Consider the following 21,877-nt stretch of genomic DNA (forward strand, 5'->3'; position numbering starts at 1 on the left):
TCATGAGCATCAAGAACACTGCCCGTCTGCGTCGCGCCAAGTCGACCCGTGCCCACATCCGCAAGCTCGGCGTTCCGCGTCTGAGCGTGCTGCGCACCGGTCAGCACCTGTACGCGCAGGTTTTCACCGCCGACGGCTCCAAGGTGCTGGCGTCCGCCAACACCCTGCAGGCCGACGTGAAGGACGGCCTGAAGAACGGCAAGAACGCCGATGCCGCCGCCAAGGTCGGCAAGCTGATCGCCGAGCGCGCCAAGGCAGCCGGTGTCGAGAAGGTCGCCTTCGACCGTTCCGGCTACCGCTACCACGGCCGCGTCAAGGCGCTGGCCGATGCCGCGCGCGAAGGCGGCTTGCAGTTCTAAGCTTGAATCGCGTGGGGCTTGCCCCCACGCAACCTCCTGCCGGCGCGGGTGCGCCGGGCGCCGCGGCTCTTATGCAGCCGCGAGACGCAACACCGCGGTAGACCACAACGATAAGCGGCCCAGCCGTACAGACCCTTTCAACAGGAAACCAACATGGCAGAAGAACGTTCCCGCGGGCGTGATCGCAACCGCGAAGAGAAAGTCGACGACGGCATGATCGAGAAGCTGATCGCGGTCAACCGCGTCAGCAAGACGGTCAAGGGCGGTCGCCAGTTCACCTTCACCGCGCTGACCGTGGTCGGCGACGGCAACGGCCGCATCGGCTTCGGCTACGGCAAGGCCCGCGAGGTCCCGGTGGCCATCCAGAAGTCGATGGAGTACGCCCGCAAGGGGATGCTCAACGTCGAGCTGAACAACGGCACCTTGTGGCACCCGGTCAAGGCCGGCCACGGTGCGGCCCGCGTGTTCATGCAGCCGGCCTCCGAAGGTACCGGCGTGATCGCCGGTGGCGCCATGCGCGCCGTGCTCGAGGCGGTGGGCGTGAAGAACGTGCTGGCCAAGGCGGTCGGCTCGCGTAACCCCATCAACCTGGTCCGCGCCACCCTGCGTGGCCTGGAAGACATGCAGTCGCCGGCCCGCATCGCGGCCAAGCGCGGCAAGTCGGTGGAGGAACTTACCCATGGCTAATGAGTCCAACAAGACCGTCAAGGTCCGCCTGGTGCGTGGCCTGCGTGGCTCCCAGTCCCGTCACCGTCTGTCGGTGAAGGCGCTGGGTCTGAACAAGCTCAACGATGTGCGTGAACTCAAGGACAGCCCGCAGGTGCGCGGCCTGATCGCCAAGGTTCACTACCTCGTCCGCGTCGAGGAGTAATCACTATGCGTCTCAACACTCTCGCGCCCGTCGAAGGCGCCCGCACCGAGCGCAAGCGCGTCGGTCGTGGTATCGGTTCGGGCCTGGGCAAGACTGCAGGCCGCGGCCACAAGGGTTCGTTCGCCCGCGCCGGTAAGGGCAAGATCAAGGCGAAGTTCGAAGGCGGCCAGATGCCGCTGATCAAGCGTCTGCCCAAGGTCGGTTTCCGTTCCAAGCTCAAGAAGGACACCGCCGAGGTGCTGTCCTACCAGCTGGACCGTCTGGAAGCCGGTGAGATCGACTTCGCCGCACTGCGTGCCGCCAAGCTGGTGCCCAGCACCGCCAAGCGCGCCAAGATCGTGAAGAAGGGCGACCTCACCAAGGCCTTCACCCTGAAGGGCGTGCTGGCCACGGCTGGTGCGAAGGCCGCGATCGAAGCTGCCGGCGGCAGCGTCCAGGAGTAATCAAGGCATGGCGCAGCAAGGCATTGCGGGTGGTCTGGGCAAGTTCACCGAGCTTCGGCAGCGGTTGCTGTTCGTGCTGGGTGCCCTGATCGTCTACCGGATCGGCTGTTTCGTTCCGGTACCGGGCGTGAATCCGGACGCAATGCTGGCGCTGATGCAGCAGCAGGGCGGCGGCATCGTGGACATGTTCAACATGTTCTCGGGCGGCGCCCTGCATCGCTTCAGCATCTTCGCGCTGAACGTGATGCCGTACATCTCGGCCTCGATCGTGATCCAGCTGGGCGCGCACATCTTTCCGGCGCTCAAGGCGCTGCAGAAGGAAGGCGAGTCCGGGCGGCGCAAGATCACCCAGTACTCACGCGTCGGCGCGGTGCTGCTGGCGATCGTGCAGGGCGGCAGTATCGCCCTGGCGTTGCAGCACCAGACCGCCCCGGGCGGTGCGCCGGTGGTGTACGCACCGGGCATGGGCTTCGTGATCACGGCCATCGTGGCCCTGACCGCAGGCACCATCTTCCTGATGTGGGTCGGTGAGCAGGTTACCGAGCGCGGTATCGGCAACGGTGTCTCGCTGATCATCTTCTCGGGCATCGTCGCGGGCCTGCCGGCTGCGGTGATCCATACGTTCGGCGCCGTCAACGACGGCACGATGAGCCCCATCGCCCTGATCATCGTGGCGCTGGTGGTGTTTGCATTTACCTGGTTCGTGGTGTTCATCGAGCGCGGTCAGCGCCGGATCACGGTCAACTACGCGCGCCGTCAGGGCGGTCGTAACGCGTACATGAACCAGACCTCGTTCCTGCCGCTGAAGCTGAACATGGCAGGCGTGATTCCGCCGATCTTCGCCTCGTCGATCCTGGCGTTCCCGGCGACGCTGGCGCAGTGGTCCGGCGAGGCCAGCTCGGCCATCTGGCTGCAGCGCATTTCGCAGGCCCTGGCGCCGGGCGAGCCGCTGCACATGATCGTGTTCGCGGCGATGATCATCGGCTTTGCGTTCTTCTATACCGCTCTGGTGTTCAACTCCCAGGAGACGGCGGAGAACCTGAAGAAATCCGGCGCCCTGATCCCGGGGATTCGGCCCGGTCGCGCCACGGCCGATTACGTCGACGCCGTTCTGACGCGCCTGACGGCAGCTGGCTCGCTGTATCTGGTGGCGGTGTGTCTGCTGCCGGAAATCATGAGGACCCAGCTGGGCACCTCGTTCTACTTCGGCGGCACCTCGCTGCTGATCGTGGTGGTGGTGGTCATGGACTTCATTGCGCAGATCCAGGCGCACCTGATGTCCCACCAGTACGAGAGCCTGTTGAAGAAGGCCAACCTGAAGGGCGGTTCGCGCGGTCTGTCCCGCGGCTGATCCCCAGGGCAAGCACATCGGCGGTCCCATCCGCCACCAAGCCCGGCCATCGGCCGGACTTTCAAAATGGGCGGCTCGTGCGGCGGTCTCGCGCGCGGGTGTGAAGCGATCGGTCCCTGCGCAAGAGTAGTGCGGGGCGGGGTCTTGGCCGACAGGGCAGGGCACCAGGTCGTTTCCGGCGCCGGAGCATGGGCACACTCCCCATGCCGGGTCCGTGGAACCTGTTGGTTCCATGGACTTCCAAGTAACCCGAGACCTTGGTACAATTTCCAGTTCCCTACGCCACTTGCCGTCAATCCGCCATCGGATTGCCGTGCATCCCGGCCATCAAACAGTTTGGAGAATCGCGTCATGGCGCGTATTGCAGGTGTCAACCTGCCTGCCCAGAAGCACGTCTGGGTGGGGCTGCAGAGCATTTACGGCATTGGCCGTACCCGGTCGAAGCAGGTCTGCGAAGCCGCAGGCGTCGCGACGTCGACCAAAATCCGTGACCTGTCCGAGCCGGAAGTCGAGCGCCTGCGCGCCGAAATCGGCAAGTACATCGTCGAAGGCGACCTGCGTCGCGAAGTGGGTATGGCGATCAAGCGCCTGATGGACCTGGGCTGCTATCGCGGTCTGCGTCATCGTCGTGGTCTGCCGCTGCGCGGCCAGCGCACCCGTACCAATGCACGCACCCGCAAGGGTCCGCGCAAAGCCATCCGGAAATAAGGGGCGCACCTCATGGCCAAGCCAGCTGCCAAGACTACCAAGAAGAAGATCAAGCGCGTCGTCACCGACGGCGTTGCCCACGTCCACGCTTCTTTCAACAACACCATCGTCACCATCACCGACCGCCAGGGCAATGCGCTCTCGTGGGCCACGTCGGGCGGTGCGGGCTTCCGCGGTTCGCGCAAGTCCACCCCGTTCGCCGCACAGGTCGCCGCCGAAAAGGCCGGCCGTGCCGCTTTGGACTACGGTCTGAAGTCGCTGGAAGTCCGCATCAAGGGCCCGGGTCCGGGTCGTGAGTCGGCCGTACGTTCGCTCAATAACGTCGGCTACAAGATCACCAACATCATCGACGTGACGCCTATCCCGCACAACGGGTGCCGTCCGCCGAAGAAGCGTCGCGTCTAAAGGGAGCGATAACAAATGGCTCGTTACATCGGTCCTACCTGCAAACTCGCCCGCCGCGAAGGCGCAGACCTGTCCCTCAAGAGCCCGGCGCGCGCGCTGGACTCCAAGTGCAAGCTGGAGCAGAAGCCCGGCCAGCACGGCGCAACTGCCCGCCGCGGCAAGCTGTCGGATTACGCCAACCAGCTGCGTGAAAAGCAGAAGGTCAAGCGTATCTACGGCCTGCTGGAGCGTCAGTTCCGCAACTACTACAAGAAGGCCTCGACCAAGAAGGGCAACACCGGCGAGAACCTGCTGCAGCTGCTGGAAACCCGTCTGGACAACGTCATCTACCGCATGGGTTTTGCGGTGACCCGTCCGGCCGCCCGCCAGCTGGTGTCCCACCGTGGGGTGCTGGTCAACGGCAAGTCCGTGAACCTGCCCTCCTACCAGGTCAAGGCCGGCGACGCGATCGAGCTGTCGGAAAAGGCCCAGAAGCAGCTGCGCGTGCAGGAATCCCTGACCGTGTCGGCCCAGCTGGACCTGAGCCCGTCCTGGGTGGAAGTGGATTCGAAGAAGTTCGCCGGCGTGTTCAAGGCCGTGCCGGTCCGTTCGGATCTGCCCGCCGACATCAACGAAGCGCTGATCGTCGAGCTGTACTCGAAGTAATCACATTCCCACCCCCGCCGTGGCGGGGGTTTGCAGGAGACAAAGCAACATGACGGGTATCACTCAGCAAGTGCTGCGCCCCCGCGGCCCGCAGATCGAGCGCCTGACCGACAACCGTGCCAAGGTGGTCATCGAACCGCTGGAGCGCGGTTACGGCCATACGCTCGGCAATGCGCTGCGTCGCGTGCTGCTGTCGTCCATCCCCGGCTTCGCCATCACCGAGGTCGAGATCGACGGCGTGCTGCACGAGTACAGCACCATCGAGGGGCTGCAGGAAGACGTGCTCGAAGTCCTGCTCAACCTCAAGGATGTAGCCATCCGCATCCACACCGGTGACAACGCCACCCTGAGCCTGGCCAAGCAGGGCCCGGGCGTGGTGACCGCCGGCGACATCAAGACCGACCACAACGTCGAGATCCTCAATCCCGACCACGTGATCGCGCACCTGACCAAGGACATCGCGGTCAACCTGCGCCTGAAGATCGAGCGCGGCTTCGGCTACCAGCCGGCCGCCGCGCGCCGTCGTCCGGACGAAGAGAGCCGTACGATCGGCCGCCTGGTGCTGGACGCCTCGTTCTCGCCGGTCCGCCGCGTGGCCTATGCGGTCGAGTCCGCCCGCGTCGAGCAGCGTACCGACCTGGACAAGCTGGTCATCGACATCGAGACCAACGGCACCATCGACGCCGAGGAAGCCGTGCGCACCGCCGCCGACATCCTGAGCGACCAGCTGTCGGTGTTCGGCGACTTCACGCACCGCGATCGCGGCGCGCCGAAGCAGCAGACCGGTGGCGTGGATCCGGTGCTCCTGCGCCCGATCGACGACCTGGAGCTGACCGTGCGTTCGGCCAATTGCCTCAAGGCCGAGAGCATCTACTACATCGGCGACCTGATCCAGAAGACCGAAGTCGAGCTGCTCAAGACCCCGAACCTCGGCAAGAAGTCCCTGACCGAGATCAAGGAAGTCCTGGCGCAGCGTGGCCTGTCGCTGGGCATGAAGCTGGAAAACTGGCCGCCGGCCGGTGTCTCCCAGCACGGCATGCTGGGCTGATCGTGAAGTGACATGGGTCCCCGCCTCGCTGGTGGGGACCTTGTTGTAAGCAACACAGACGTCGACGGGCCAAAAGGCGCGCGGCGATGTCCGGGAAGGAGCCCGGACTTGGGCCATCCGCAGTCCATGCAACAACGCCAATGAAGGCGACAGCGAACCTCAACAGCATCAATCTTTTCTAGGAACCAAGACCATGCGCCACCAGAAAGCCGGCCGTAAGTTCAGCCGCACCAGCTCGCACCGCGCTGCGATGTTCTCCAACATGGCTGCGTCGCTGATCAAGCACGGCCTGATCAAGACCACCCTGCCCAAGGCCAAGGAACTGCGTCGTGTCGCAGAGCCGCTGATCACCCTGGCCAAGGTCGATGGCGTCGCCAACCGCCGCCTGGCCTTCTCGCGCCTGCGCGACAAGGAAGCCGTGGGCACGCTGTTCACCACGCTGGGCCCGCGTTACCAGTCGCGCCCGGGTGGCTACCTGCGCATCCTCAAGTGCGGTTTCCGCGCTGGCGACAACGCGCCGATGGCCTACGTCGAGCTCGTGGACCGTCCTGAAGCGGCCGCCGAGTAAGCGCGATACACCGCTTCGAACGTTCTGCAGACCCCGGCGCTTGCCGGGGTTTTGCATTCTGGGGTGGGCAAAGGGGAGTGGCGTTGGCCGTTGGCGCCGTGGATGGGGATAATGCGGGCATCATCCTCTAGCCTGTCGTCATGAACCCTTTTCGCTGGTCGTTCCGCGCACAGTTTCTTTTCGGCTTCCTGGTCTGTGTTGCCCTGCTCGGTGCCGCGCTCTACACCCAGTACTTCCAGGGGCAGATCCCGTGTCCGCTGTGCAGCTTCCAGCGCGGCGCCTTCGCGCTGCTGGCGGTGGTGTTCCTGATCGGCGGCCTGCACGGCCCACGACGGCGCGGCGGGCGGGGCGTCTATGGGGTCCTCGCGCTGATCGCCGGCGGGTTGGGAATCGCCATCGCCACCCGGCACGTCTGGCTGCAGCACCTTCCCAAGGATCAGGTGCCGGCATGCGGCCCGGATCTGGCTTACATGATGCAGGCCTTCCCGCTGGGCGACATGGTGCGCCATGTACTGACCGGCGCGGGCGAGTGCGCCGAGGTCACCTGGCGCCTGCTCGGGCTGTCGATGCCCGAATGGGCCCTGATCTGGTTCGTGGCGCTGGTGTTATGGGCGCTGATCGCCGCCTTTCGCAGCCGCAAGCCCAATCTGCTGCGTGAGCTGCGGATGCCCTGAATCCGGCTGGAGCCGGTCGCGATCGTCGACCGGCCTTGCGCCGCGAGGTTGCGGGTGACGCGTCAGAAGTCCTGCTGCACACTCAGGAAGACGCCGCGCCGCGGCGCCCACTGCGGCGCGAACACACCGATGCCGCCGCCGTCGCGCAGCTGATAGCTGCGATCCAGCGCGTTCACCGCAGCGACCTGCACGTGCAGCGGGTGCTGCGTGTCGGCCTCGAAGTCGTGCCCCGCGCTCAAGTTGAGCTGGAAATAGGAAGGCAGCGAGGCGCCGTTGGGCACGGTGTCCGTATCGGTACGCAGGCCGCTGCCATACAGGTAGTTGGCGCCCACCCGGTTGTGGCCGGCGAAGCTGTAGTTGATCCCGCCCGACGAGGTCAGCTTCTGGTCGTGGTCCAGGTGGATCCAGTTGTCCGCCACGTAGGCCAGGGTGTCGGGATCGAAGTTGTAGGCGCCGGTCATGACCTGCTTGCCCATCGCCCGGCTGTAGGCCGCGTTGAAATACGCGCTCACCGGCCCGTTGTCGTAGTCGGCGGAGAACTCCAGGCCATGGACGTGGCCGTAGCGGTAGTTGAAGGTCGAGTAGATGTAGGCGGCGCCGAACTGCCCCTCGTCCTGCAGGCGGTCGGCCAGGCGGTCGTAGGCGTCCAGTCCCAGGGTCAGGTGGTCGCCGAGCTGTTGTGAGATGCCCAGGTCGTAGTAGTCGCTGCGCTCGCTGAGCGGAACCTGCGCGCCGGCGGCCAGTTGCTGGTTGGTGGTGCCATCGAACAGGGCGATGTCCCCGGAGGAGATCAATTCGCTTGCCGGCGGCGTGAAGTAACGCGCGTAGCCTGCGTGCAGGGTGGTGCGGTCGGTGGCCTGCCAGATCGCGCCGACGCGTGGGCTGAGCTGGCTTTCGGTCCGTCCGAAGGCCTTGTAGCGGTCTGCGCGCAGGCCGTAGTTCACCGTCCAGTCTTCGCCGAGTTTCCACTCGTCCTGCAGGTAGAGGGCCGTGGTGCTGGCGTGGAAGCGGCTGCTGTCGCCGATCAGCTCGGGAACGTTGCTGGTCTGGTTGCCATCGGCCTCGGCCGGGAAGACCCAGCTATTGTCGCTGGCGGTGGCGTGCTCGAAGTCGCCGTACAGGCCGTAGCGCAAGGTATGCGATTGGCCCAGCGGGGTGGAGACATCGGCCTGCAGCACGTTGGCGCGGTTGCCGCGATCGACCTGCGAGGCGACGCCGTCGAAGATCAGATCGCCGGTCACGTCGGGATCGAAGGCCACGCTGCTGTAGCGCTGGCCCAGCGAGACCTGATAGGCGCTGTCGCCGACCAGGCCCTGCAGCGCGACGGTGGCGAAGCGGGTGTTTTCGCGCTGGCGCTCATCGAGCGCGCTGGAATCGAAATCGGTCTGCCCCTGGTTGTCGAACGCCGGAGTCTGCCCGGGGTTGTTGGGCACCTGGAAGCGGTTGTTGGCGTAACCGGCCATCAGGCTCAGGCGCGTGTCCTCGTTGACCAGATAGGTCAGGTCGGCGAAGGCCTTGCCCTGGTGGGTCTTGTCGTGATCGGGCGTGCGCGAATTGGTGGGATTCTCCAGGCCGATCTTGTTCTGGTCGTAATCGCCGGTCACGAACCAGCTCCAGCGGCCCTGGCCGCCCCACCAGGCCAGCGAAGGATTGAAGGTGCCGAACGAGCCAGTGGTCACCCCGACGCTGCCGCCGCTGCCCAGCGCCTGGCCGCTCTTGGTGGTGATGTCGACCACCGCGGCGGTCCGGTCACCGAACTGGGCTGGCAGGGCCCCATCGAGCAATCGAATGCTGGCCACCGTGCGCGGATCCAGACTCTGGCCGAAGCCGGAAATGGACTCGGGCAGGATCACGCCGTTGATGCGGTACTGCAGATTGGCGTGGTCGCCGCGGACGTGGACGCCGCCGTAGGAATCCTGGACGACGCCTGGCGCCTGCAGCAGGACCTGGTTCATCGGCGTGGAGGCCCCGAGCGGCAGCCGGTCGATGTCGGCCCCGGTAATGGTGAACTGGCTGCTGCCGATGTCAGGCGACAGCGCATTGCGCGCCTGGTCCAGCTTGGCTTGGACCTTGACCACGTCCAGGTCGACCGTGGTGTCCGTGGGGGCGTCGTCGGCCAGGGCGAGCAGGGGTGTGGTCGCCAGTGCCAGGGCGATCGCGGAGGCGAGCAGGTTCGGGGTTTTCATCGGGGTGGGGCCGTTGTGGAAATGTTATGAGATAACGTTCCTCCTGCTGGGCTTGCGCCGCCCAGGCCGAAAGTCATGCCCAGCAATTCCGCGTTTCCCGGGGTTTAGAGACCTCGGAAAACTGTCGGAATCGACAGCGAGTTCGTCCTGGGTCCCGCGCTCTGCGATCATGGGGCGTCCTTCAGGAGCCCCGCATGTCCGCCGCAGCCCCCGCGATTCCTCTTCCTGCCGCCTCCGGCGACTGGCGCCCCGACAGCTGGCGCACGCGCCCGGCGCTGCAGCTGCCCACCTACCCCGATGCGAGCGCGCTGCAGTCCGCCGTGGAGGAACTGGGGCGGCTGCCACCGCTGGTGACGTCCTGGGAGATCTTCGCGCTCAAGAAGCAGCTGGCCGAGGCGCAGGAAGGCAAGCGCTTCCTGTTGCAGGGTGGCGACTGTGCCGAGAGCTTCGACGACTGCGAGTCAGGCCTGATCTCCAACCGGCTCAAGGTCCTGCTACAGATGAGCCTGGTGCTGGTGCACGGGCTGCAGCTGCCGGTGGTGCGGGTGGGGCGGTTCGCCGGACAGTACGCCAAGCCGCGCTCGGCCGACCTGGAGACGCGCGGGGACATCACCCTGCCGAGCTACCGCGGCGACCTGGTGAACGGGCCGGAGTTCAGCGAGGCCGCGCGCATTCCCGACCCGCAGCGCATGATCCGCGCGCACTCGCGCTCGGCGATGACGATGAACTTCGTGCGCGCGTTGATCGATGGCGGGTTCGCCGATCTGCACCATCCCGAATACTGGAACCTGGCCTGGGTGGGCTACTCGCCGCTGGCCAACGAGTACCAGCAGATGGTGGCCGACATCGGCGGCGCGGTGCGCTTCATGGAGACCCTGGCCGGCTCGGAGGTGCACAACCTCAACCGTATCGATTTCTACACCTCGCACGAGGCGCTGCTACTCCCCTACGAGCAGGCGCTGACACGCGAGGTCCCGCGGCAGCGGGGCTGGTTCAACCTGTCCACCCATTATCCGTGGATCGGCATGCGCACTGCCGCGCTCGATGGTGCGCATGTGGAGTATCTGCGCGGCGTGCGCAATCCGATCGCGATCAAGATCGGGCCCTCGGTGCAGCCCGATCAGCTGCTGCGCCTGATGGACGTGCTCAATCCGGACGACGAACCGGGGCGCCTGAGCTTCATCCACCGCATGGGCGCAGGCCAGATCGCGCAGAAGCTGCCGCCCCTGCTGGACGCGGTCAGGCGCGACGGCCGGCGCGTGCTCTGGGTCTGCGATGCGATGCATGGCAACACCGAGAGCACCAGCAACGGCTTCAAGACCCGGCGCTTCGACAACATCCGCAGTGAGGTCGAGCAATCCTTCGAGCTGCACGCCGCCGCAGGCACGCGCCTGGGAGGCGTGCACCTGGAGTTGACCGGCGAGGACGTGACCGAATGCACCGGCGGGGCGCGCGAGCTGACCGACATCGACCTGGAGCGGGCCTACCGTTCGACCGTCGACCCGCGCCTGAACTATGAGCAGTCGCTGGAGATCGCGATGCTGATCGTGCGCAAGCAGCGCCAGTCACGCGGGCAGGCGGCCTGATCGCAGTGTTTCAAGGTGCCGGCGCGACCGGCACCGACATGAACTGCACGACGGGCTTTGGCATAGTCCAGGCATGAAGCACCTGGACTGGAATTCCGCCGCCCCCTACGTCGTGCCCCTGGGGATCTCGCTGTTGCTCGGGCTGCTGGCCTGGAGCGTGTTCCTGTGGATGGCGCGACGCACGCGCAACAAGGATTACCGGCGTGCGCGCATCGTGCGCGTGCTGAGCGTGCCGTTGGCCTTCCTGTTGCCGATGCTGTTCCTGATCATCGGATTGGAGGCCACGCCGCTGCGCGACGGCGACCTGGCCCTGGTGGTGCGCATCCTGCATATCGGCATGACCGGCTGCGTCACCTGGTTGCTGGTGCGGGTGGTCAACGCGGTCGTGGCGGCCATCCTGCGGGATCACCCGATCAACGTGGTGGACAACCTGGCGGCGCGCCAGATCCATACCCAGACCCGCGTGCTGGGCCGGATCGCGGCGGGGCTGGTGATGCTGATCGGCGTGTCGGTGGTGCTGCTGAGCTTCGATGAGGTCAAGCAGGTCGGCAAGACGCTGCTGGCCTCGGCCGGCATCATCGGCCTGGTGGCCGGCATCGCCGCCAAGCCGGTGTTCGGCAATCTGATCGCGGGCCTGCAGATCGCCCTGGCCCAGCCGATCCGGCTGGATGACGTGGTCATCGTGGAAGGCGAGTGGGGCCGGATCGAGGAGATCACCAGTTCCTTCGTGGTGGTGAACATCTGGGATGAGCGCCGCATGGTGGTGCCGTTGACCTGGTTCATCGAGAACCCGTTCCAGAACTGGACCCGGCGCAGCGCGCAGTTGCTGGGGACGATCATGCTGTTCCTGGATTACCGCACGCCGATGGGTGAGGTCCGCGCCGAGCTGGAGCGCATCTGCAAGCGCGATGCGCGCTGGGACGGCCGGGTCTGCATCGCCCAGGTCACCGATACCACGGAAACCACCATGCAGGTCCGCCTGCTGGTCAGTGCACGCAATTCGGCCGACGCCTTCGATCTGCGTTGCGTGGTGCGCGAGCAGATCCTCGAGTTCCTGGCCCGCGAACATCCGTACGCGCTGCCGCGGACCCGCGCCGAGCTCAGCAGCGATCCGGAACCGATGCTCGACACGCCGGCGGTACGGCCGTCCCTGCACCAGACGCGCTCGCCCAGTCCCCAGGATGGCCCGCCGCCGATCAGCCACGGCGATCACGATGCCGCGGAAGCCGCATCGCGGTCAGATTGACCGCCGTCAGCGCGCGCAGCCTTACGGCTTGGCGGCGCTGGCGGACATCGCGATGGTGGGAAGGTACTGTGGCGGCTTGCGCGCCTGCGTGCGCTGCTCGTAGTCGTAGCCCAGCTCGATCAGGCGTGCTTCGCTCCAGGCCGTGCCCATGAACAGCACGCCGAGGGGCAGGCCCTGCGCGGTGCTTCCCATCGGGATGGTCAGGCTGGGATAACCGGCCACCGCCGCCGCGCCATAACCGGCCCCGGGAAAGGGATCCTTGAACGCGGGATCGGTGCGCCAGGCCGGGCCGGTGGCCGCCCCGACCAGCGCGTCCAGGTGCTGCGCCTTGAGCGCGGCGTCGATGCCTTCGGGGCCGGCCAGGCGCTTGATGCGCGAGCGTGCCTGGATGTAGGCCGGATCGTTCAAGCCCCCCATCGCCGCGGATTGCTCGAACAGCTCCTGTCCGAACACCGGCATTTCCTCGCGCGCATGCTGCTGGTTGAAGCCGATCAGCTGCTGCAGGGAGGTCACGGGCGCGTCGTGCGTGGTGAGGTAGCGGGCCAGGCCGTTCTTGAACTCGGTCTTGAGCACGAACAATTCATCGTCGTCCCACTGCCCGGCAGTGGGAATCTGGGCATCGACCACGGTCGCGCCCGCCTGACGCAAGGTTTCGACCACGCCTTCCATGGCCTTGGCCACCTCCGGGGAGAACGCGAAGGTGCTGCGCAGTACGCCGATGCGGGCCCCCTTCAGCCCGCCCGGACGCAGCCGTGCCTGGTAGTCCAGCGCCGCATTCAAGGTGGCATACCCGGTGGTGGCATCGGCCGGGTCACGGCCAGCCATCACCCCGAGCAAGGTCGCCGCGTCGGCCACGGTGCGGGTGATTGGACCTGCGGTGTCCTGGCTCCAGGAAATCGGCACGATGCCATCCCGGCTGACCAGGCCCACCGTCGGCTTGAGCCCGACAACGCCGTTGACCGAGGCCGGGCAGATGATGCTGCCGTCGGTCTCGGTGCCCACCGTGGCCGCGGCCAGGTTGGCCGCGGCGGCCACGGCGCTGCCGGCGCTGGAGCCGCAGGGATTGCGATCCAGCGCATAGGGATTGTGGGTTTGCCCGCCCAGGCCGCTCCAGCCAGAAATCGACTCGGAGGAACGGAAGTTGGCCCACTCGCTCAGGTTGGCCTTGCCCAGGATCACCGCGCCTGCCTCGCGCAGGCGCTTGACCAGGAAAGCGTCCTGGCGCGGCTTGAAGTCCCTCAGTGCCAGCGAGCCGGCCGTGGTCGCCATCGGCGTGGCGTCGATGTTGTCCTTGAGCAGGATCGGGATGCCCTCGAGCGGGCCACGCACGGTGCCGCCGGCCCGCTCGCGGTCGCGTAGTGCCGCTTCGGTCATGGCATCGGGGTTGAGCTGGAGGACCGCGCCCAGGTGCGGGCCGCTGCGATCCACCTGGGCGATCCGGTCCAGGTAGGCGCGGGTCAGGGTGCGACTGTCCAGTTCGCCCGCTTCCATGCGCGCCTGCAGTTGGGCGATGGATTGCTCGGCATAGAGGAACTGGGTCGGCGGCGCGCTGGCCTGGGAATCGGCCGGCTCGGGTGTCGAACAGGCGGACAGCGCCAGCAGGCACGACAGTGTCAGCGCAGGCCAGGCACGCATGGAAGGATTCCGCATCGGGGATGCTCGCAGGCTAAACGCAGGCGCCAGGCGGGCGCAACGGTCAGCCGTGGCGCCGGCGCCGCAGCAGGTCGCGGGCGAGGATCGCCACGACCAGGACATTGATGATGACCACCGCCCAGGTGTGCCAGCCCGGATGCCGGACCAGCGCATACATGTCAAAGGGCAGGTAGACCGCCGTGCCCACACAGCCCAGCCACGAGGCCCAGGCCTTGGCCCGCCACAGGCCCCAGGATTCCACCAGGCGCCAGATGGCGTAGACGGTGACGACCGCCACGGCCAGGTGCACCGCCTCGGGATTGATGGCGTTGAGCAGCGAGGGCAGGGTGCCGCGGTCCGGATCCAGGTTGAAGCGCGCGATCATCTGGTGGATGAGGCGACGGATGGGCTCGGGGCCCATCACTTCCAGGCTGGCGGCGGCGATCAGGGCCAACAGCCCCTTGGCCAGCTCGAACAAAGCCAGCGCGTGCAATCCCGGATGCGCGTGTGGATCCGGGTTGTAGGGGCGCTGGCGCTGTGACATCGGGCCGGAAGGATACGCCGGAATGCATCCCGCGCGGCGATCAGGCCGCGCGCGAGGCCCGCTTGCGGTCGCTTTCGGTCAGGAACTTCTTGCGCAGGCGGATCTCCTTGGGGGTGATCTCCACCAGTTCATCGTCGTCGATGAAATCCAGGGCCTGCTCCAGCGAGAACTTGATGGCCGGGGTCAGCTGGATCGAATCGTCCTTGCCCGAGGCGCGCATGTTGGTCAGCGGCTTGGTCTTGATCGCGTTGACGGTCAGGTCGTTGTCCTTGGAATGGATGCCGACCAGCTGGCCTTCGTACACGTTGTCGCCCTCGGCGGCGAACAGCTTGCCGCGCTCCTGCAGCGGGCCCAGCGCGTAGGCCGGGGTCGCACCCGGGGCGTTGGCGATCATCACGCCGTTGGGGCGCTTGGCGATCGCGCCCTGTTCCTTGGGACCGTAGTGGTCGAACACGTGGAACAGCAGGCCGCCACCCTGGGTCAGGGTCTTGAACTCGTTCTGGAAGCCGATCAGGCCACGCGCCGGGATTTCATAGTCCAGGCGCACGCGGCCCTTGCCGTCGGGCTCCATGTTCTTCAGCTGGCCCTTGCGCACGCCCAGCTTCTCCATGACGCCGCCCTGGTGGATTTCCTCCACGTCGATCACCAACTGCTCGATGGGCTCCATCTGCTGGCCGTCGATCTCCTTGATGATCACTTCCGGACGCGACACGGCCAGCTCGTAGCCCTCGCGGCGCATGTTCTCGATCAGCACCGACAGGTGCAGTTCTCCACGGCCGGAGACCAGGAACTTGTCGGCGTCTTCCAGCTGCTCCACGCGCAGGGCCACGTTGTGCACGGTCTCGCGCTCCAGGCGGTCCTTCAGCTGGCGGCTGGTCAGGAACTTGCCACCGGACAGGTCCTTGTTGCCGGCGAACGGTGAGTTGTTGACCTGGAAGGTCATCGAGATGGTCGGCTCGTCCACGGTCAGCGCCGGCAGCGCCTCGGGCGCGTCCAGGGCGGTGACGGTGTCGGAGATGGTCAGCTCCTGGATGCCGGAGATGGCCACGATGTCACCGGCCTCGGCGCTGTCCTGCTCGATGCGCTCCAGGCCCAGGAAGCCCAGCACCTGCAGCACCTTGCCCTGGCGCTTCTTGCCTTCGCGGTCGATCACCGCCACCGGCATGTTCTTCTTCAGGGTGCCGCGCTGGATGCGGCCGATGCCGATCACGCCGACGAAGTTGTTGTAGTCCAGCTGGCTGATGCGCATCTGGAACGGGCCTTCCGGATCGACTTCCGGCTTGGGCGCGTGCTGCATGATCGCTTCGTAGAGCGGGGTCATGTCGCCTTCGCGGGCGTTCTCGTCCAGCGAGGCATAGCCGTTGAGCGCCGAGGCGTAGACGATCGGGAAGTCCATCTGCTCGGGCGTGGCGCCAAGGCGGTCGAACAGGTCCCAGACCTGCTCGACGACCCACTCCGGACGCGCGCCGGGGCGGTCGATCTTGTTGACCACTACGATCGGCCTGAAGCCCATCGCGAAGGCCTTCTGGGTCACGAAACGGGTCTGTGGCATCGGCCCGTCCATGGCGTCGACCAGGATCAGCACGGTGTCGACCATCGACAGCACGCGCTCGACCTCGCCGCCGAAGTCGGCGTGGCCGGGGGTGTCGACGATGTTGATGCGGTTGCCCTGCCAGGTGATGGCGGTGTTCTTGGCCAGGATCGTGATGCCACGTTCCTTTTCCTGGTCATTGCTGTCCATCACGCGGTCCGCAAGGACGGTGCGTTCGGCCAGGGTGCCGGACTGCTTGAGCAGCTGATCGACGAGGGTGGTCTTACCGTGGTCGACGTGGGCGACGATGGCGATATTGCGAAGGTTTTCGATGGACATGCGGCACGGGCGCGACAGAGCGCGCAGGGCTGGGGAGGGAAGCGCGTATTATAGCCGGTTACCGCCCACAACCGGGCTGCCCGTTCCAAAGGAGTCCCAAAATGTCCCTCACCGCCACTTTCAACACCTCCCGCGGCCCCATCCAGGTCGAGCTGTACCCCGACAAGGCCCCGCTCACGGTCGCCAATTTCGTCAACCTGGCCAAGCGTGGCTTCTACGACGGGTTGAACTTCCACCGCGTCATCCCGGATTTCATGATCCAGGGCGGCTGCCCGGAGGGTTCGGGCCGTGGCGGCCCGGGTTACCGCTTCGAGGACGAGACCACCAACGGCGTGGCCCATGAGCGTGGCGTGCTGTCCATGGCCAATGCCGGCCCCAACACCAACGGCAGCCAGTTCTTCATCACCCACGTGGCCACCCCGTGGCTGGACGGCAAGCACGCCGTGTTCGGCAAGGTGGTCTCGGGCCTGGAAGTGGTCGATGCGGTCAAGCAGGGCGACACCATCGACTCGCTGGTGATCGAAGGCGACACCGACGCCGTCCTGGCCGCCAAGGCCGACCGCGTGGCCGAGTGGAACAAGCACCTGGCCGCCTGAGCCCAGTGCCGCAGGGCGGGCGACGGCCGCAAGTAGACCTTTAGGTGAAAGCGGCCGTGCCCGGCCTCCATGCTAAAATTCCGCGCCGCACAATCGAGGCGGCGCCCATCAGGAGCCTGCCGTCCATGTCGATCCCGCCGTGTCATCCGAAGGATGCATGCGAGATCCGGACCCCGGCCCCCGTGAGCCCTCCATCCGCCTGGCGCGCCTAGCGCCTTCTCCCCAGAGGCGGGCATCGGCCCGCCTTCCGATGCACGAGGAATCCACACCATGAAACAACCCGTCCGAGTCGCCGTCACCGGTGCCGCCGGCCAGATCGGCTACGCCCTGCTGTTCCGCATCGCCTCCGGCGAAATGCTGGGCAAGGACCAGCCGGTCATCCTGCAGCTGCTGGAGCTGCCGATGGAGAAGGCCCAGGCCGCGCTGAAGGGCGTGATGATGGAGCTGGAAGACTGCGCGTTCCCGCTGCTGGCCGGCATGGTCGGCACCGATGACGCCGAAGTGGCGTTCAAGGATGCCGACTACGCCCTGCTGGTCGGCGCGCGTCCGCGCGGCCCGGGCATGGAGCGCAAGGACCTGCTGCTGGAAAACGCCAAGATCTTCACCGCCCAGGGCGCGGCGCTGAACAAGGTCGCCAGCCGCAACGTCAAGGTACTGGTGGTCGGCAACCCGGCCAATACCAATGCCTACATCGCCATGAAGTCCGCGCCGGACCTGAATCCGAAGAACTTCACCGCCATGCTGCGCCTGGACCATAACCGCGCCCTGAGCCAGCTGTCGACCAAGCTCGGCAAGCCGGTGGCCGGCATGGAGAAGCTGGTGGTGTGGGGCAATCACAGCCCGACCATGTATCCGGACTACCGCTTCGCCACCGCCGATGGCGCGTCGATCGCCGATGCGATCAACGACCAGGAGTGGAACGCCAACACCTTCATCCCGACCGTGGGCAAGCGTGGTGCGGCGATCATCGAGGCGCGTGGTTCGTCCTCGGCCGCCTCGGCCGCGAACGCCGCCATCGACCACATGCACGACTGGGCGCTGGGCAGCGACGGCAAATGGGTGACCATGGGCGTGCCGTCCGACGGCTCCTACGGCATCTCGGAAGGCGTGATCTTCGGCTTCCCGGTGACCACCGCCAATGGCGAGTACACCCTGGTCAAGGACCTGCCGATCGACGACTTCAGCCAGAAGTACATCGACAAGACCCTGGGCGAGCTGGAAGAAGAGCGCGCCGGCGTGGCCCACCTGCTGGGGTGAGCAAAGGCTGCCTGCGGGCCATGGGTCCGCAGCCTTTGCGAACGCCCGCGCCGCTTGCGCGGGCCGAGCGTGCCATTCGCCAGTGACTGCAAGACAACGCCGGGCCGAGAGGTCCGGCGTTTGTCTTTGCCTGTACCGGCTTCGACCAAGGTCGGGCCGCGCGCATGGAGCCCCCTCGCTACGCTGGCGGCCTTCGCATGGGCACCGGGAGGGCCCCGATGTCGCAGCAGGCCTATACGTCCGGGCTGGAGCGGAATCCGGCCAATTTCACCGCCCTGTCGCCGCTGAGTTTCCTGCGCAAGGCGGCGCTGGTGCATCCGCAGCGCGTCGCGCTGATCCATGGTGCGCGGCGCCTGAGCTGGGGCGAGGAAGACGCGCGCTGTCGACGCCTGGCGTCGGCCTTGCAAGCGTGGGGCATTGGCCAGGGCGACACGGTGGCAGCCATGTTGCCCAACACACCGGCGATGTTCGAACTGCACTACGGCCCCGCGATGCTGGGCGCGGTGCTCAACACGCTCAATACGCGCCTGGATGCGGCCACGCTGGCCTTCATGCTCGATCATGCCGAGGCCAAGGTCTTGTTCACCGATCGCGAGTTCTCGCCGGTGATCGAACAGGCGCTCGCGTTGTGCAAGCACCGCCCCCGCGTGATCGACGTGGACGACGCGGAGGTGACGACCGGCGTGCTGCTCGGCGAAATCGAGTACGAGGCGTTCCTTGCGGCGGGCGATCCCGACTTCGAGATGTGCCTGCCGCAAGACGAGTGGGAGGCCATCTCGCTCAATTACACCTCCGGGACCACCGGCGATCCCAAAGGCGTGGTCTACCACCATCGTGGGGCGTACTTGAATGCCATCGCCAACATCATCGACTGGTCGATGCCGCAGCATCCGGTTTACCTGTGGACGTTGCCGATGTTCCACTGCAACGGCTGGTGTTTCCCGTGGACGATGGCGGCCGTGGCCGGGACCCAGGTCTGCCTGCGCAGGTTCGATCCAAGGCGCGTGTTCGAACTGATGCGCGAGCACTGCGTCACCCACTTCTGCGGCGCGCCGATCGTGCACAGCGCCTTGGTCGCCGCGCCGGACGAATGGAAGGCAGGCTTGCGCGGGGTGCAGGCGCAGGTCGCCGGTGCGGCGCCACCGGTCGCGGTGATCGAGGGCATGGAGCGCATGGGGTTCCACATCACCCATGTCTATGGCCTGACCGAGGTCTACGGCCCGGCGTCCTTGTGCATCCCGCGGCAGGAATGGGATGCGCTGGAGGTCGGCCAGCGTGCCGAGCGCAACAGCCGACAAGGCGTGGCCTGCCTGCTGCAGGAGGACATGCAGGTGCTCGACCCGGACACGCTGGCGCCGGTGCCGTGGGACGGGACGACCATCGGCGAGATCATGTATCGCGGCAACCTGACGATGAAGGGCTACCTGAAGAATCCCGATGCCACGCGGCGGGCCTTCGAAGGGGGCTGGTTCCATACCGGTGACCTGGCCGTGGTCGACCCCGATGGCTACGCCAGGATCCGTGATCGCGCCAAGGACGTGATCATCTCCGGTGGCGAAAACATTTCCTCGATCGAAGTCGAGGACGCGCTGTGCCGGCATCCGGCCGTCATGGCCGCCGCCGTGGTGGCGCGGCCGGATGAGAAGTGGGGCGAGACGCCGTGTGCCTTCGTCGAACTCAAGGAAGGCGGCGCGGCGCTGGACGCCGATACTTTGCGCGAGCACTGCAGGGCCCATCTGGCGGGGTTCAAGATGCCTCGCGCCTTTGTCTTCGGCGCCTTGCCACGCACGGCCACCGGCAAGGTGCAGAAGTTCGTCCTGCGCGACCGTGCCAGGGACCTCGACGGCTGACGCGCCCGGCCGCTTTGCGCCGCAGTGCAGCTTCGACCTTTGTCCAAAGGTGCGCCTGGCACCCGGCCTCTATGCTCGGCGGCACCGGTTCTGGGAGGGACGGTCATGACGTCGTACGAAGCGGTTTACCGTCGTTCCATTGAGGAACCCGAAGCGTTCTGGGGCGAGGAAGCCAAGGCGATCCACTGGCATGTGCCGCCGCAGAAGGTCCTGGATTATTCGAATCCGCCGTTCCGTAAATGGTTCGTCGGCGGGCAGACCAACCTCTGCTACAACGCGGTGGATCGGCACCTGGAAACGCGTGCCGACCAGCTGGCGCTGGTGGCGGTCTCCACCGAAACCGACATCACCCGCGAGATCACCTATCGACAGCTGCATGTCGAGGTCAACGCCTTTGCCGCAGTCCTGCAGCAGTTGGGCGTGGCGCGCGGCGATCGCGTGGTGGTGTACATGCCGAACATGGCCGAGGCGGTCTTCGCGATGCTGGCCTGCGCCCGCATCGGTGCCGTGCATTCGGTGGTCTTCGGCGGATTTGCCGCGCATAACCTGGCCCTGCGCATCGACGATGCCAAGCCCAAGCTGCTGATCGCCGCCGATGCCGGCATGCGCGGCGGCAAGGTGATTCCTTACAAGCCGATGATCGATGCGGCCTGCGCCGAAGCGCGGTTCGCCCCGCCCAAGGTATTGATCGTTTCGCGCGATCTCGATCCGGCCGAGCCGAAAGTGCCTGGGCGCGACGAGGACTACGCCACGCTGCGCGCGCAGGTGGGCGATGCGCAGGTGCCGGTGGAATGGCTGGAATCCAATGAGCCCAGCTACCTGCTCTATACCTCGGGCACCACTGGCAAGCCCAAGGGCGTGCAGCGCGATGTCGGTGGCTACGCGGTGGCCATGGCGCAGTCGATGCGCACAGTCTTCGACTGCGCGCCGGGGCAGGTGATGTTCTCGACCTCGGACGTGGGCTGGGCGGTGGGGCATTCGTACAACGTGTACGGGCCGCTGATCGGGGGCTGCACCTCGCTGCTGTACGAAGGCCTGCCCATCCATCCCGATGCGGGCATCTGGTGGGCGCTGTGCGAGCAGTACGGCGTGCGCACGATGTTCTCCTCGCCGACGGCGATCCGTGTGCTGAAGAAGCACGACATCGACTTCATCCGTCGCCACGACCTGTCCGAACTCAAGTACCTGTTCCTCGCCGGCGAGCCGCTGGACGAGCCCACTGCGCACTGGATCAACGATGCGCTGCGCAAGCCGGTGATCGACAATTACTGGCAGACCGAGACCGGCTGGCCGGCGCTGTGCGTGCTGCCGGGCGTGGACATGAAGCCGGTGCGCTTTGGTTCGCCGGGCTTCCCGAATCTCGGCTACCGGATGAAGGTCATCGACGAGGCGTCCGGTGAGGAAGTCGCGCCCAACCAGAAGGGCGTGCTGGTGATCGAGCCGCCGCTGCCGCCGGGTTGCATGAGCACGATCTGGAACGACGACCAGCGGTTCCTCGACAGCTACTTCAGTCATTTCAAGGAACTGCTCTACAGCTCGCTGGACTGGGCCATCCGCGATGAGGACGGCTACACCTTCATTCTTGGGCGCACCGACGATGTCATCAACGTGGCCGGCCATCGCCTGGGCACGCGGGAGATCGAGGAGTCGGTGTCCGGCTTCGGCGCGGTGGCCGAGGCGGCCGTAGTCGGTGTCGCCGATGAGGTCAAAGGCCAGGTGCCGATCGTGTTCGCCACCCTGCGCCAGGCCACTGAGGAAACCGCCGCGCGCAACAGCGCCGCCGATGGCATGCGCAGGATCGTGGAAACGGATCTGGGCGCGGTGGCGCGCCCGGCGCGGGTCTACATCGTCGGCGCCCTGCCAAAAACCCGTTCGGGCAAGCTGCTGCGGCGTTCCATCCAGGCCCTGGCACAGGGCGACGATCCGGGCGACCTGTCCACCCTGGATGATCCCAACGCGCTGGACGAAGTGCGCCGTGCGCTGGATCGCGGTCCCGACGCCGGGGCCTGAGCGCCTGTTGGCGATCTGTCATGCACCG

The 21,877-nt window shown here is 66.4% G+C and carries 21 protein-coding genes; 17 read left to right on the forward strand and 4 right to left on the reverse strand.

Annotation, left to right across the window (positions count from 1 at the left end):
- Positions 1 to 2: 2 nt before the first annotated feature.
- From rplR to ACORQU_RS12805, 11 genes are all read left to right on the forward strand, one after another.
- Complete coding sequence (gene rplR, locus ACORQU_RS12755; protein ID WP_271644832.1) at positions 3 to 359, forward strand: 50S ribosomal protein L18; 357 nt, start codon at positions 3 to 5, stop codon at positions 357 to 359.
- Positions 360 to 512: 153 nt separating this feature from the next.
- The gene (rpsE, locus tag ACORQU_RS12760; RefSeq protein WP_271644833.1) at positions 513 to 1,046 is read left to right on the forward strand and encodes a 30S ribosomal protein S5; all 534 of its coding nucleotides are present in this window, start codon (positions 513 to 515) and stop codon (positions 1,044 to 1,046) included.
- Positions 1,039 to 1,230 (forward strand): 50S ribosomal protein L30, encoded by a 192-nt coding sequence (gene rpmD, locus ACORQU_RS12765; protein ID WP_014161364.1) that lies wholly within the window; start codon positions 1,039 to 1,041, stop codon positions 1,228 to 1,230. The genes rpsE and rpmD overlap by 8 nt, the downstream gene beginning before the upstream one ends.
- On the forward strand, positions 1,230 to 1,673 hold the full coding sequence (gene rplO / locus ACORQU_RS12770; RefSeq protein WP_271648620.1) for a 50S ribosomal protein L15: 444 nt from the start codon (positions 1,230 to 1,232) through the stop codon (positions 1,671 to 1,673). Before rpmD ends, rplO begins: the two co-directional genes overlap by 1 nt.
- Before the next feature lie 7 nt (positions 1,674 to 1,680).
- Entirely contained in the window at positions 1,681 to 3,024 is a 1,344-nt protein-coding gene (gene secY / locus ACORQU_RS12775; RefSeq protein WP_271644835.1) for a preprotein translocase subunit SecY, read from the forward strand.
- 351 nt (positions 3,025 to 3,375) lie between these two features.
- Positions 3,376 to 3,732: a 30S ribosomal protein S13 gene (gene rpsM, locus ACORQU_RS12780; protein WP_271644836.1), complete on the forward strand. Its 357-nt coding sequence runs from the start codon at positions 3,376 to 3,378 to the stop codon at positions 3,730 to 3,732.
- A gap of 12 nt (positions 3,733 to 3,744) precedes the next feature.
- On the forward strand, positions 3,745 to 4,137 hold the full coding sequence (gene rpsK / locus ACORQU_RS12785) for a 30S ribosomal protein S11 (protein ID WP_271644837.1): 393 nt from the start codon (positions 3,745 to 3,747) through the stop codon (positions 4,135 to 4,137).
- 15 nt (positions 4,138 to 4,152) lie between these two features.
- Positions 4,153 to 4,782 (forward strand): 30S ribosomal protein S4, encoded by a 630-nt coding sequence (rpsD, locus tag ACORQU_RS12790; RefSeq protein WP_271644838.1) that lies wholly within the window; start codon positions 4,153 to 4,155, stop codon positions 4,780 to 4,782.
- 49 nt (positions 4,783 to 4,831) lie between these two features.
- Positions 4,832 to 5,830 carry a DNA-directed RNA polymerase subunit alpha gene (locus ACORQU_RS12795; protein WP_271644840.1) on the forward strand — a complete coding sequence of 333 codons (999 nt, stop codon included), beginning with the start codon at positions 4,832 to 4,834 and terminating at the stop codon, positions 5,828 to 5,830.
- A gap of 193 nt (positions 5,831 to 6,023) precedes the next feature.
- Entirely contained in the window at positions 6,024 to 6,398 is a 375-nt protein-coding gene (gene rplQ / locus ACORQU_RS12800) for a 50S ribosomal protein L17 (RefSeq protein WP_271644842.1), read from the forward strand.
- Between the two features lie 140 nt (positions 6,399 to 6,538).
- On the forward strand, positions 6,539 to 7,072 hold the full coding sequence (locus tag ACORQU_RS12805) for a disulfide bond formation protein B (RefSeq protein WP_491641503.1): 534 nt from the start codon (positions 6,539 to 6,541) through the stop codon (positions 7,070 to 7,072).
- A 62-nt stretch (positions 7,073 to 7,134) separates the two neighbouring features.
- On the opposite strand, the gene ACORQU_RS12810 is transcribed toward ACORQU_RS12805, so the two are convergent.
- Entirely contained in the window at positions 7,135 to 9,258 is a 2,124-nt protein-coding gene (locus tag ACORQU_RS12810; protein WP_491641504.1) for a TonB-dependent receptor, read from the reverse strand.
- A 194-nt stretch (positions 9,259 to 9,452) separates the two neighbouring features.
- Here ACORQU_RS12810 and ACORQU_RS12815 point away from each other — a divergent pair, with 194 nt between their 5' ends.
- Positions 9,453 to 10,844, forward strand: coding sequence for a class II 3-deoxy-7-phosphoheptulonate synthase (locus tag ACORQU_RS12815; RefSeq protein WP_491641505.1), 1,392 nt, complete (start codon positions 9,453 to 9,455; stop codon positions 10,842 to 10,844).
- Between the two features lie 73 nt (positions 10,845 to 10,917).
- Positions 10,918 to 12,090: a mechanosensitive ion channel family protein gene (locus tag ACORQU_RS12820; protein ID WP_491641506.1), complete on the forward strand. Its 1,173-nt coding sequence runs from the start codon at positions 10,918 to 10,920 to the stop codon at positions 12,088 to 12,090.
- Between the two features lie 21 nt (positions 12,091 to 12,111).
- Here ACORQU_RS12820 and ACORQU_RS12825 read toward each other — a convergent pair whose 3' ends face one another.
- The 3 genes from ACORQU_RS12825 to typA form a co-directional block, all read right to left on the reverse strand.
- Positions 12,112 to 13,725, reverse strand: coding sequence for an amidase (locus ACORQU_RS12825; protein ID WP_491641507.1), 1,614 nt, complete (start codon positions 13,723 to 13,725; stop codon positions 12,112 to 12,114).
- Positions 13,726 to 13,786: 61 nt separating this feature from the next.
- Positions 13,787 to 14,266 carry a DUF2127 domain-containing protein gene (locus ACORQU_RS12830; protein WP_271644849.1) on the reverse strand — a complete coding sequence of 160 codons (480 nt, stop codon included), beginning with the start codon at positions 14,264 to 14,266 and terminating at the stop codon, positions 13,787 to 13,789.
- A 40-nt stretch (positions 14,267 to 14,306) separates the two neighbouring features.
- Positions 14,307 to 16,136, reverse strand: a complete 1,830-nt coding sequence (gene typA, locus ACORQU_RS12835; protein ID WP_271644850.1) for a translational GTPase TypA — start codon at positions 16,134 to 16,136, stop codon at positions 14,307 to 14,309.
- Between the two features lie 101 nt (positions 16,137 to 16,237).
- On the opposite strand from typA, the gene ACORQU_RS12840 reads away from it, so the two are divergent.
- The 4 genes from ACORQU_RS12840 (at position 16,238) to prpE (ending at position 21,849) form a co-directional block, all read left to right on the forward strand.
- Positions 16,238 to 16,732 carry a peptidylprolyl isomerase gene (locus ACORQU_RS12840; RefSeq protein WP_491641508.1) on the forward strand — a complete coding sequence of 165 codons (495 nt, stop codon included), beginning with the start codon at positions 16,238 to 16,240 and terminating at the stop codon, positions 16,730 to 16,732.
- A 270-nt stretch (positions 16,733 to 17,002) separates the two neighbouring features.
- Positions 17,003 to 17,989, forward strand: coding sequence for a malate dehydrogenase (locus ACORQU_RS12845; protein WP_491641509.1), 987 nt, complete (start codon positions 17,003 to 17,005; stop codon positions 17,987 to 17,989).
- Positions 17,990 to 18,207: 218 nt separating this feature from the next.
- Positions 18,208 to 19,839, forward strand: coding sequence for an acyl-CoA synthetase (locus ACORQU_RS12850; RefSeq protein ID WP_491641510.1), 1,632 nt, complete (start codon positions 18,208 to 18,210; stop codon positions 19,837 to 19,839).
- 105 nt (positions 19,840 to 19,944) lie between these two features.
- Positions 19,945 to 21,849, forward strand: a complete 1,905-nt coding sequence (gene prpE / locus ACORQU_RS12855) for a propionate--CoA ligase (protein WP_491641511.1) — start codon at positions 19,945 to 19,947, stop codon at positions 21,847 to 21,849.
- Positions 21,850 to 21,877 lie beyond the last annotated feature (28 nt).

It is taken from the genome of Pseudoxanthomonas sp. JC1303 (genome assembly GCF_058448525.1).